Below are 10630 nucleotides of genomic sequence, written 5' to 3'. Positions count from 1 at the left end.
CTGCGAGGCTGCGAAAAGGTCCGCAGGACCTTCAGCGCCCCCAAGAGCGGCGCCTCCTGCGGAGCCGTTCGCAGCCTGCGGCAGCGGCTACAAGAAGCGGCGCGCGATCAGTCCTCCTCCTTGCGGTGCGCCCATTGGTACAGCGCAGGCAAGACCAGCAGGGTGAGGAAGGTGGAAGACAGGATGCCGCCAATCACCACGGTGGCCAGCGGCCGTTGCACTTCGGCGCCGGTGCCGGTGGCCAGGGCCATGGGGATGAACCCCAGGGAAGCCACCAGCGCGGTCATCAGCACCGGGCGCAAGCGGGTCAGTGCTCCTTCACGAATCGCCATGGACAGCGAACGCCCTTCCTCGCGCAGGTTACGGATAAAGGCGATCATCACCAGGCCGTTGAGCACCGCGACACCCGACAAGGCAATGAACCCCACCCCCGCCGAGATCGACAGCGGGATGTCCCGCAGCCACAGGGCCATGATGCCGCCGGTCAAGGCGAAGGGAATCCCGGTGAACACCAGCAGGCCGTCCTTGAGGTTGTTGAACATCATGAACAGCAAGCCGAACACCAGCAGCAAGGCCACCGGCACCACCACTTGCAGGCGCTGGGAAGCCTCCTGCAACTGCTCGAACTGGCCGCCCCAGGTGGTCCAGTAGCCGGCCGGGACCTTGACCGTCTCGGCAATCAGGCCGGTGGCCTCTTCGACGAAGGAGCCGATATCACGCCCGCGCACGTTGGCGCTGACAATCACCAGGCGCTTGCCGTTCTCGCGGCTGACCTGGTTGGGCCCCAGCACCAGGTCGAGGCTGGCCACTTCCGACAAGGCGATGAAGCCGATCTGCCCACTGGCCGTGCCCGCGGTCGCCGGTATCGGAATCAGCAGCCGCGACAGGCCATCGATGTCGGTACGCAGTTGGTCCGACAGGCGCACCACCATGTCGAAGCGCCGGTCACCTTCATACAGGGTGCCGGCCTGGCGCCCGCCCACCGCCACCGCGATGGTGTCTTGCACATCGCCCACGTTCAGGCCGAAACGCGCGGCCTTGTCGCGGTCGATGTTGATGGTCAGCACCGGCAGCCCCGAGGTCTGCTCGACCTTGACTTCCGAGGCGCCGGACAGGCTCTGCAAGGCCGTGGCGATTTGCGTGGCGGTCTTGTTCAGCACCGTCATGTCGTCGCCAAACACCTTGACCGCGACATCGCTGCGCACCCCGGAAATCAGTTCGTTGAAACGCAGCTGGATCGGTTGCGACAGCTCGTAGGCACTGCCCGGCACCAGGGCGCTGGCGCGCTGGATATCGGCGATCAACGCCTCGCGGCTCTTGCCCGGGTCCGGCCACTGGGCCTTGGGCTTGAGCATCACGTAGCTGTCGGAAATATTCGGGGGCATCGGGTCCGAGGCGATCTCCGCGGTGCCCGTGCGGGCAAATACCCGCTCGATCTCCGGCACCTGCGCCAGCAGGGTTTTCTCCAGGCGCTGCTGCATCTCCACCGACTGCGTGAGGCTGGTGCCGGGCACCCGCAGGGCCTGCTGGGCAAAGTCGCCTTCGCTGAGGCTGGGGATGAATTCGCTGCCCATGCGGCTGGCCAGCACCGTGCTGCCAGCCAGAATCAGGCCGGCCAGGGCGAAGGTCAGCCCACGCCGGGCCATGACCCAGCCCAGCACCGGGGCGTAGCCGCGCTTGGCGCTGCGCATCAGCAGGTTTTCCTCTTCCTTGACCTTGCCGGTAACGAACAGCGCGATGGCCGCCGGAACGAAGGTCACCGAGAGAATCATCGCCCCCAGCAACGCCATGACCACGGTGAAGGCCATCGGGTGGAACATTTTCCCGGCGACCCCGGTGAGGGCAAAGATCGGCAGGTACACCACCATGATGATCAACTGGCCGAAGATCAGCGCACGCCGCGCTTCCTTGGCCGCGGCAAAGACTTCGTGCAGGCGCTCGGAGCGGGTCAGCATGCGCCCGTGGTGCTGCTGGGCGTGGGCCAGGCGGCGAATGGCGTTCTCCACGATCACCACCGCGCCGTCGACGATGATGCCGAAGTCCAGGGCGCCGAGGCTCATCAGGTTGGCGCTGACCCTGTTGCTGAACATGCCGGTGAAGGTGAACAGCATCGACAGCGGGATCACCAGGGCGGTGATCAGCGCCGCGCGGATGTTGCCGAGGAACAGGAACAGAATCACGATCACCAGCAGCGCACCCTCGAAGAGGTTCTTCTTCACGGTGGCGATGGCTTTTTCCACCAGGTTGGTGCGGTCGTACACGGTGACCGCCACCACCCCTTCGGGCAGCGAGCGGTTGATCTCTTCAAGTTTTTTCGCCACCGCCTGGGACACGCTGCGGCTGTTCTCGCCGATCAGCATGAACACCGTGCCCAGCACCACCTCGCGACCATTTTCGGTGGCCGCGCCGGTGCGCAGTTCACGGCCGATCTGCACTTCGGCGACGTTGCGCACGCGGATCGGCGTGCCATCGCTGCTGCTGATGACGATATTGGCGATGTCCTCGATGGACGCCAGTTGCCCCGGCGCACGGATCAGCAGCTGCTCGCCGCTGCGCTCGATGTAACCGGCGCCGACGTTGGCGTTGTTGCGCTCCAGGGCCGTCACCAGATCATTCAAGGTCAGCTTGTAGGCGGCCAGGCGCTTGGGGTCGGGGGCGACCTGGTACTCCTTGGCGAAGCCACCGATGGTGTTGATCTCGGCCACGCCCTGCACGTTGCGCAGTTGCGGCTTGATGATCCAGTCCTGGATCACCCGCAGGTCGGTGGGCGTGTAAGGCGTGCCGTCTTCCTTGCGCGCGCCCTCCTCGGCCTCCACGGTCCACAGGAAGATTTCCCCGAGACCGGTGGAGATCGGCCCCATCACCGCTTCCACGCCCTCGGGCAATTGTTCGCGGGCGACTTGCAGGCGCTCGTTGACCAACTGCCGGGCAAAGAACAGGTCGGTGCCGTCCTTGAAGATCACCGTCACCTGGGACAACCCCGAGCGCGACAGCGAACGGCTCTGCTGCAACCCCGGCAGGCCGGCCATGGCGGTTTCGATGGGAAAGGTGATGCGCTGTTCGGTTTCCAGCGGCGAGAACCCCGGCGCCGCGGAATTGATTTGCACCTGGACGTTGGTGATGTCCGGCACGGCGTCGATCGGCAGCCTCTGGTAGCTGGCAATGCCGACCCCGGCCATCAGCAGCACCGCCAGCAGGACGATGATGCGCTGCTCGATGGCGAATTGAATGATGCGTTCAAACATGGGAAGTCACTCTCTGATGAGGCCGATCAATGGCCGTGCTCGGCCGCGCCCTTGCCCAGTTCGGACTTGAGGGTAAAGCTGCCGCGAGTGGCCACCTGGGCCCCGGCTTCAAGGCCTTCGCGGATCTCGACAAAACCGTCCTGGCTGGCCCCGATGACCACGGGGGTGGCCTGGAACCCTTCAGCCACGCGGACGAATACCGAAGGCCGCTCTTCCACGGTCTGGATCGCCGCCTGCGGCACGCTGACCGGTACGTCGAAGGCCTCGGTGGCCACCTGCACCGAGACGAACAGCCCCGGGCGCCAGGCGTCATTCGGGTTGGCCAGGGTCACCCGCACCGTGGCGGTACGGGTCTGCTCCCCCAGCAGGCTGCCGACGTAGGCCACCTGGCCCTGGACCTGGGTCCCCAGTTCGCTGGAGCTGACACTCACTGGCTGGCCGACCCGGACCTTGTCCAGGTCCTTGGGAAACACGCCGAAGGTGGCCCAGACCCGGGACAGGTCCGAAAGAGTGAAAGCGGCGCTGCTTTCGCTCACGACCTCCCCGACGCTCAAGTGTTTTTCCACCACCACGCCATCGAACGGCGCGCGCATTTCATAGCGGTTGCCGCCCACCAGCTGGGCGCTGCCACTCAGGGCGTTCATCTTCTGCCGGGCATTGTTGAGGGCGATTTCCGCCTCTTGCAGGGCCTGGCGCGCCTGCAGGTAATCCTGCTCGGCGGAGATCTGGTCGACCCACAACTGGCGCTCGCGCTGGAAGGTCGTGCGGGCCAGCTCTACCCGTCGCCCGGCGGCGGCCAGCTCACTGCGCTGGTCGGAGATCTGCTGGCTGGCGATCACCGCCAGCAGCTCGCCACGCTTGACCGCCTGGCCGAGATTGACCTGCACCGACTCCACCACGCCGGCGGCCCGGGGCACGATGTGCGAGGTGCGATCCTCGTCGAAGCGGATCTCCCCCGGCAGGCTGAGCAGGCGCTTGAGGCGCCGTGGGCCGGCCTCGGCCAGCTCGATGCCGGCGGCCTGGATCTGCTCGGCACTGAGTTCCAGGTGGCCCTCGGGCTCGTCCGTCGCGTGCCCGGCCTGTTCGGCCTGGGGCGCCGTGGCCGGGGCCGGGCTGGCAAACAGGCCCGGCAGCAGCAAGGCCGCCAGCCCGAGGCCAACCACTGCCGTGGTGGCCACAACAAGGCTGCGTTTTTTATCCATGGAGACTCCTGAATCGATCGAGGGGCGGTAGCGCCAGGCGCTGCCTTACGGGGTGGAGGGAAACAGCCAGCGTCCAAGCGCCCGATGCAACTCGTGCATGCACCAATGCCGCGGCGGGTCTTCGGGGGCTGTCGGCGGCGCGCCACTGCAATCGCTGACCAGCAGCGCGGCGAGGCACGCCAGGCCCAACAGCCAGGGTTTCACCAACGGCCGAGGTCGCCGTAGATGCGTTCGATCCGCACCCGGGCATCGGTGGTTTGCGCCAGGGCGGCGAGGTACTGGTTGCGCGCGCCAATCAATGTGCGCTGAGCATCGAGGACGTCGAGAAAGCTGAACTTGCCCATCTCGAAGCCCTGGGTGGCGCTGTCCACCGCGCGCTGGGCCGCCGGCAGGATGGTCTGGTTGAACGACTGCACCTCGCACCGGGCGGTGTTCCATTGCTCCAGGGCCTGGCGGGTTTCAGTACGCAGGCGCAATTCGGTGGCGTTGCGCAGGTCCCGTGCCTGGTCGGCACGGCGAGCAGCGGAAAGCACGTTGCCCTGGTTGCGGTTGAACAGCGGCAAAGGCATCGACAGCCCCACCAGGTTGACCCGCTCGCGGGCCGTGGCGTCGTACTGGCTGCCGACACTGACGTCCAGGTCGGGAATGCGCTGGGCCTTCTCCAATCCCAGGGACGCCTCGCGCTGCACCACTTCCTGCTCCGCCAGGCGCAGCTCGGTGGTTTCCTGCAGGCGGCCAAGCAACTGCGCCGGCGCTGGCAGCGGCGTCAGCGCCTGGGGCTGCTCCTGCACCCCGGCAAAATCGCCGGTGGCGGTGCCGGTGACCATCGCCAGACGCCGGTAGGCGTTGTCCTGCTCCATCTGGCTTCGGCTCAGTTCCAGACGCACCTCGGCCAGTTGCACCTGAGCCCGGGTGGCTTCAACCGGCGAGGTCTTGCCGGCGTTGACCCGGCCCTCGGCCACCCCCAACCCGCGTTCGGCCAGGGCCAGCGAGCGCCCGGCCAGCTGGCTGCGTTCCTGGGCCCGTAGCGCGGTGTAGTAGGCATCCAGAACATCGGCGCGCAGTTGATTGCGCCGACGCTCCAGCTCCAGGGCCGCCAGTTCCTGACCACGGTTGGCCACGTCGATCCGCGCACCGCGCTTGCCCCCCAGCTCCAGGGCCTGGCTGAGCTTGACCGAGGTGGTGCGCGAATCCCGACGGGTGTCCTCGGCGTCCAGCGACAGCACCGGGTTGGGAATCAGCCCGGCCTGCTGGCGGGCGCCCTGGGCGATGTCGATCTCCCAGCGCGCGGCCGCCAGCTCGGGGTTGTTGGCAAAGGCTTGGGCCAGGGCACTGTCGAGGCTCAACAGTGGTTGTTCGGCGGCGCTCGCCGATTGGCTGGCCAGGGCCAGCAGCAGCGTCAGGACGCAGGTGCGTGCTGCCCGGGCGGATGTTCTCGGGAAAGTCGGCATAACAAGTTCCGGCCCCTATGGAGGCAAAGTGTCCGCGCAGTTGCAGCGAAATCTATCGGCACTTATCAACAAGTTTCCGGCCGATATGAAACTGCAACAGTGCGCCCAGTGACAGGGAGAGTTTCAAGATCGGCCAACTGTAACTTTCGGTCCTTATCAGCAGGGTGGCGCAAAGATTACAAATCCGTTAGCAAAGGCTCTGGATCAAGGTTCTGTATTAACATCCAGGCATTCGAAGAGAGCATCGAAAGCACTTTTAAAGTGCTGATTTAACACTATCAACTTATTAATAACGCCCATGAAAGAGTGCACTTCCAGTGCCTTTCCCGGTGTTTGCCCGTGCTCTTCTTGCACTGCCTTTTATCTGCCGAGAAGCATATTTCCATGCGTATTCTGGTCATCGAAGACGAACCCAAGACCGCCGACTACCTGCATCAGGGCCTGACTGAAAGCGGGTATGTAGTGGACTGCGCCAACAACGGCGCGGACGGCCTGCACCTGACTCGCCAGCATGCCTACGACCTGGTGATTCTCGACATCAACCTGCCGCACATCGATGGCTGGGGCGTGCTCGGGCAGATCCGCCAGGCCAGTAACACCCGAGTGATGATGCTCACCGCCCAGGGCCGGCTGGCGGACAAGATCCGTGGCCTGGACCTGGGCGCCGACGATTACCTGGTCAAGCCGTTCCAGTTTCCCGAACTGCTGGCCCGGGTGCGCACGCTGATGCGCCGCAGCGAACAGGCACCGGTGCCGGACATATTGCGGGTCGCCGACCTGGAGCTGGACCAGGGCCGGCACCGAGCCTTTCGCGGCAAGCAGCGCATCGACCTGACCACCAAGGAGTTCGCCCTGCTGCACCTGCTGATGCGCCAGAGCGGCGTGGTGCTGTCGCGAACCCAGATCATTTCCTTTGTCTGGGACATGAATTTCGACTGCGACACCAATGTGGTGGAAGTTTCGATCCGCCGTCTGCGGGCGAAGATCGACGACCCCTTCGAACGCAAGCTGATCCACACGTTGCGCGGCGTCGGTTACGTGCTCGAAGAACGCGACTGACGCGCCAGGCCGCCTCCGCCGGCCAGCCGGCGCCTGGGCAAACGCTGCCCCCTCAAGGCTCATGCGCCTGTTGATGAAACCCCGCCTGCTCCACCTGCAAGGTGACATGGGCAATCTTGAAGCGCTCCTCCAGCAGCTCGCTGACCTCGGCCAGGATGGCCTGTTCGTCGCGCTCCAGCAGGTGCGCCACCAGGTGCGCGCTGAGCACGTTCTTGCCGCTGGTCAGGGCCCAGATATGCAGATCGTGCACATCGCTGATCCCCGGCACGCCGCGAATGGCCTGCTCCACCTGATCGATATCGACCCCGTCCGGCACCCCTTGCAGCAGCACGTTCATGCTCTCCCTGAGCAGGTTCCAGGTCCGTGGCAGCACCCACAGGCCGATGGCCGCGGCCACCAGGGAATCGACCCAGCCCCAGCCGGTGAACATGATCACCAGCGCGGCAACGATCACCCCCAGTGAACCGAGCATGTCGCTCCAGACCTCCAGGTACGCGCCCTTGACGTTGAGGCTCTCGCTGCTACCGGAAGCCAGCAGGCCCATGGAGATCAGATTGACGATCAGCCCCAGCACGGCGATCACCAGCATCCCCGTGGACTGGATTTCGGCCGGCGCCTGCAAGCGTTGCCAGGCCTCGAACAGGATGTAGAACGCCACCACGAACAGCAGCAGGGCATTGAACGCCGCCGCGAGGATTTCAAACCGCGCGTAGCCGAAGGTGCGCTTGCGGTCCGCCGGGCGCTTGGCGACCTGGATCGCCACCAGGGAGATGGCCAGCGCCAGGGTGTCGGTGAGCATGTGCGCGGCATCCGACAACAGCGCCAGGCTGCCGGTGACAAAGGCGCCGATGACCTCGGCGAGCATGAAGCTGCCGGTCAGCCCCAGGGCCATCCACAACTTGCGTTCATGCCCAGCCCCTACCTGCCCGTGATTGTGTCCTGCGCCCATGAAAGGTCCTCCGCTGGCTGGAAAAGCATCGGCCTGATGATAGTTCGATCGCGCATGAGCCCAGGGCCAGATAAGCGGATTGTCATCTGCCGGTCATCCGCTCGTCAGCCACGGCCGCCGCTGAGCGTGGCGGGAGCCGGCTCTTCTGCATGGGCAACAGCGCGGTAGAATGCCCGCTTCATTCTCAGCGCAAGGGACCGACATGCCTCATCAGCCCTGGATCTTTGGCCTCGTCATCGCCGTGCTCGCCGCAGCCGCCGGCTGGGCGCCTGCCCAGGCCGCAGCGCTGGACTGCGAGCACATCAGTGTCAGCGAACAGGTCGATCGCTGCGCCCAGCAGGACAAGGAGCGCGCCGATGCCGCGCTCAACCAGAGCTATCAGGCTCTGCTGGAGCGAGTCCACAACCTGTACCCCAGCAGCCTGCTGCAAGAACAGGAATACCTCGGCAAATTGAAGAACGCCCAACGCGCCTGGATCAAATACCGCGACAGCACCTGCGTGCTGGAAGCCTTCGAAGTGGCGCCGGGCAAACCGGCCCATGTCACCCTGATCAACCTCTGCGTGACCCGCCTGAGCAACGAACGCACCCGCTACCTGGATCAACTGCTGCCCAGGTGATACCAGCCCCGTGAAAGCGGCATCAGGGGCGCGTTCGCGGCCAGAACGGGCGCGGCCTCAAGCCATGCAGCAGCACACAGGCCAGGCTGGTGAACCAGGCAAAAACCAACATGCCCAGGCAGGATTCGCGCTCGCGCAAGCGCTGCTGGCACTGCTCGGCGTTGAAACACTGAGCGACGCACCAGGGCTGGCCGTCACGGGTGCAAGCCAGCAGGTAACCCCGCAGGTGGCTCAGTACCAGGGGCGGTCCTGACAGTTGCTCGAGTGGCACCTGAAGCCGAGTCAGCTCGCGGCTCAAACGCAAGCGTTGGCGTTCCCCGCTGTCGAGGTCTTCGACCAGCAGCGCCCCCGCCTCCACCGCGATCACCCGGGCACCGAGGCTGTCGGGGCTGGCGCCCTCCAGGCCATAGTCCACCTGGGTGCCGCTCCAGGCCTCGATCAGGGCAAACGCCAGCCCCAGCACAAAGCTCACCAGCGCCACTTGCAACAGTGGCGCCAGGGCGGAGAAATTTCGCAAGGAACACAGCGTCGAACGAATCAAGACAGCTCCCGGAAACCCAAGCGCGGGCCGCGCATTCCGGGAGATTAGCGGGAAAAAACCAGGGCCTGAAAGGTCTTTTTCAGCCCGGTTTCAGGCGGTTTTCAGAGGTTCTCTGGCGAAGGCTCTAGCCCGCTGCTTCGCTTGATCGCATGCCACGAAAGAAAAAACCTAGCGCTGATCGACAACGCCGTTTCCCGCCATCACTGCGTGCCGCTCTTCGCCCACACGCCCGCCAAAGTAGCCAGCGCTGATCACCCCCACCGCGCCCATCAGCGCGCAATAGATCACGCAGACCCACGGGCTCCAGGGCATCAACGCGATCAGCAGCAATGGGGTGGTACTGGCCCAGAGGGCGTAGGCGATGTTGTAGGTAAAGGAGATTCCGGACACGCGAATCCGCGGCGGAAACAGGCTGACCATCACCGATGGCACCGCTCCCACCACGCCGCAACCCAGGCCGGCAATGGCGTAGGCCAGGCCGATCCAGGCGCCACCGCTGATCAGGCAGCCATACAGCACGGCGATGCCCAAAGGCAGCAGCAGGCTGTAGAGCATCACCGTGCGCCAGGCGCCGAGACGGTCGACGATCAGCCCCGCCAGCACGCAGCCGATGTTGAGGAAGACGATGCCCAGGCTGCTCAGGGCAAAGGTGTGGCTGGCGCTCATGCCGAAGCTTTTCTGCATCATGGTTGGGGTGATGACCACGAACACCACCACCGCCGAGGTCAGCACGCAGGTCAGGATCAGCGCTGGCAGGATCGCCAGCCGGTGCTCGCGCAGCACGGTGCGCAGGGGCAGTTCGGCGGCGCTCTCGCGCTGCTGCTGCAACGCCACGAACACTGGGGTTTCGCTCAGCCAGCGGCGCAACCAGACACCGATCACGCCAAACACCCCGCCCAGCAGGAAGGGATAGCGCCAGGCGTGGTCGAGGATTTCCTCGGGGCTGAAGACCCGCGCCAGCAGGGTCGCGGTCAGCGCCCCCAGCAGGTAACCGAAGGTCAGCCCGGCCTGGAGAAAGCCCAGGGCATAGCCGCGATGGGCCCGGGGCGCGTGCTCGGCGACGAACACCCAGGCGCTGGGCACCTCACCGCCCACCGCGGCGCCCTGCAGCACCCGCAGCGCCAGCAGCAGCAAGGGCGCGAAATAGCCGATCTGGGCGTAGGTCGGCATGCTGCCGATCAGCAGGCAGGGCAGCGCCATCATCAGGATGCTCAGGCTGAAGACCTTCTTGCGCCCCAGGCGATCGGCGAAATGCGCCATGAGAATGCCGCCCAGGGGCCGGGCCAGGTAGCCGGTGACGAAGATCCCGAAGCTTTGCAGCAGACGCAGCCACTCGGGCATTTCCGGGGGGAAGAACAGCTGGCTCAGGGTCAGGGCGAAAAATACGAAGATGATGAAATCGTAGATTTCCAAGGCACCGCCCAGGGCAGCCAGGCCCAGGGTCTTGTAGTCGGCGCGGGAAAAGCGCGCCGGCGACGACTCAGTGGAAGGGGTCATAAAAGCAACTCGGAGGGTGGCAATCAGCAAGGCTGCACATGGTCTATGCAATCGTCCCGAGGAACAA

The 10630-nt window shown here is 65.3% G+C and carries 8 protein-coding genes; 2 read left to right on the top strand and 6 right to left on the bottom strand.

Annotated features, from left to right (window positions below):
* Positions 1 to 107: 107 nt before the first annotated feature.
* From LXM55_RS31970 to LXM55_RS31960, 3 genes are all read right to left on the bottom strand, one after another.
* Positions 108 to 3245, bottom strand: coding sequence for a CusA/CzcA family heavy metal efflux RND transporter (locus LXM55_RS31970; protein WP_233324139.1), 3138 nt, complete (start codon positions 3243 to 3245; stop codon positions 108 to 110).
* A gap of 26 nt (positions 3246 to 3271) precedes the next feature.
* The gene (locus LXM55_RS31965; RefSeq protein WP_233324138.1) at positions 3272 to 4447 is read right to left on the bottom strand and encodes an efflux RND transporter periplasmic adaptor subunit; all 1176 of its coding nucleotides are present in this window, start codon (positions 4445 to 4447) and stop codon (positions 3272 to 3274) included.
* Between the two features lie 200 nt (positions 4448 to 4647).
* Positions 4648 to 5898, bottom strand: coding sequence for a TolC family protein (locus tag LXM55_RS31960; RefSeq protein WP_233324137.1), 1251 nt, complete (start codon positions 5896 to 5898; stop codon positions 4648 to 4650).
* Between the two features lie 384 nt (positions 5899 to 6282).
* Here LXM55_RS31960 and LXM55_RS31955 point away from each other — a divergent pair, with 384 nt between their 5' ends.
* On the top strand, positions 6283 to 6957 hold the full coding sequence (locus LXM55_RS31955; protein WP_233324136.1) for a heavy metal response regulator transcription factor: 675 nt from the start codon (positions 6283 to 6285) through the stop codon (positions 6955 to 6957).
* Positions 6958 to 7009: 52 nt separating this feature from the next.
* On the opposite strand, the gene LXM55_RS31950 is transcribed toward LXM55_RS31955, so the two are convergent.
* Positions 7010 to 7906, bottom strand: coding sequence for a cation diffusion facilitator family transporter (locus LXM55_RS31950; RefSeq protein ID WP_233324135.1), 897 nt, complete (start codon positions 7904 to 7906; stop codon positions 7010 to 7012).
* Positions 7907 to 8108: 202 nt separating this feature from the next.
* Between LXM55_RS31950 and LXM55_RS31945 the strand changes: the two genes are divergently transcribed.
* Positions 8109 to 8525: a lysozyme inhibitor LprI family protein gene (locus LXM55_RS31945; protein WP_233324134.1), complete on the top strand. Its 417-nt coding sequence runs from the start codon at positions 8109 to 8111 to the stop codon at positions 8523 to 8525.
* A gap of 22 nt (positions 8526 to 8547) precedes the next feature.
* Here the strand turns inward: LXM55_RS31945 and LXM55_RS31940 are convergent, their stop codons facing one another.
* A complete protein-coding gene (locus tag LXM55_RS31940) occupies positions 8548 to 9066 on the bottom strand; it encodes a hypothetical protein (protein ID WP_233324133.1) in 519 nt (172 codons plus the stop codon).
* A gap of 168 nt (positions 9067 to 9234) precedes the next feature.
* The gene (locus tag LXM55_RS31935; protein ID WP_233324132.1) at positions 9235 to 10563 is read right to left on the bottom strand and encodes an MFS transporter; all 1329 of its coding nucleotides are present in this window, start codon (positions 10561 to 10563) and stop codon (positions 9235 to 9237) included.
* Positions 10564 to 10630: the final 67 nt, after the last annotated feature.

The sequence above is a fragment of the Pseudomonas sp. Au-Pse12 genome, assembly GCF_021341665.1.
Lineage (GTDB): Bacteria > Pseudomonadota > Gammaproteobacteria > Pseudomonadales > Pseudomonadaceae > Aquipseudomonas.
Note: the sequence above shows the minus strand (reverse complement) of the source record. Positions and strands in the feature narration are given on the sequence as shown.

What these genes read in the sequence shown, in the direction of transcription:
- LXM55_RS31970 (WP_233324139.1), bottom strand. Translation starts at nt 3,245, where the DNA reads ATGTTTGAACGCATCATTCAATTCGCCATCGAGCAGCGCATCATCGTC.
- LXM55_RS31945 (WP_233324134.1), top strand. Translation starts at nt 8,109, where the DNA reads ATGCCTCATCAGCCCTGGATCTTTGGCCTCGTCATCGCCGTGCTCGCC.
- LXM55_RS31955 (WP_233324136.1), top strand. Translation starts at nt 6,283, where the DNA reads ATGCGTATTCTGGTCATCGAAGACGAACCCAAGACCGCCGACTACCTG.
- LXM55_RS31935 (WP_233324132.1), bottom strand. Translation starts at nt 10,563, where the DNA reads ATGACCCCTTCCACTGAGTCGTCGCCGGCGCGCTTTTCCCGCGCCGAC.
- LXM55_RS31950 (WP_233324135.1), bottom strand. Translation starts at nt 7,906, where the DNA reads ATGGGCGCAGGACACAATCACGGGCAGGTAGGGGCTGGGCATGAACGC.
- LXM55_RS31960 (WP_233324137.1), bottom strand. Translation starts at nt 5,898, where the DNA reads ATGCCGACTTTCCCGAGAACATCCGCCCGGGCAGCACGCACCTGCGTC.
- LXM55_RS31965 (WP_233324138.1), bottom strand. Translation starts at nt 4,447, where the DNA reads ATGGATAAAAAACGCAGCCTTGTTGTGGCCACCACGGCAGTGGTTGGC.